We start from the raw sequence: 406 nt of genomic DNA, 5'->3' as shown, positions 1-406 counted from the left end.
GATTAGTCGTGGCGGTCTTTAATCCGGGGGGGTCACAGACTCAACTCACGCTACGGTGTCTAGGTTGACACTGTGCGGCTGATAGCTGACGGCTTAACGCTGACAGCTATACTTTATCCCAGACAACAAAAAACCCGTCACATTGCTGTAACGGGTTTCTCTTATTTGGAGCCTGGCGATGACCTACTTTCACATAGCAAATGCTACACTATCATCGGCGCTGTTTCGTTTCACTACTGAGTTCGGCATGGGGTCAGGTGGGTCCAAAACGCTATTGTCACCAAGCAAATTTGGTATTAATCCGCTCTTGCGAGCCAATTAATTAAAATCTGGAAAATCTGATAATTGTCTTCTTACAACTTAAAGCTTATCGCTTACAGCTGCCAGTAAATCTACTTTAGTTGTG

At 45.1% G+C, this 406-nt stretch carries 1 rRNA gene; it reads right to left on the bottom strand.

From position 1 onward, the window contains the following. Window positions 1-170: 170 nt before the first annotated feature. Window positions 171-285 (bottom strand): 5S ribosomal RNA (gene rrf, locus CWB85_RS21060). Between the last annotated feature and the right edge of the window lie 121 nt (window positions 286-406).

Source organism: Pseudoalteromonas sp. S1727 (assembly GCF_005886375.1).
GTDB classification, from domain to species: domain Bacteria; phylum Pseudomonadota; class Gammaproteobacteria; order Enterobacterales; family Alteromonadaceae; genus Pseudoalteromonas; species Pseudoalteromonas haloplanktis.
This window is presented reverse-complemented; position numbering and strand designations above follow the sequence as displayed.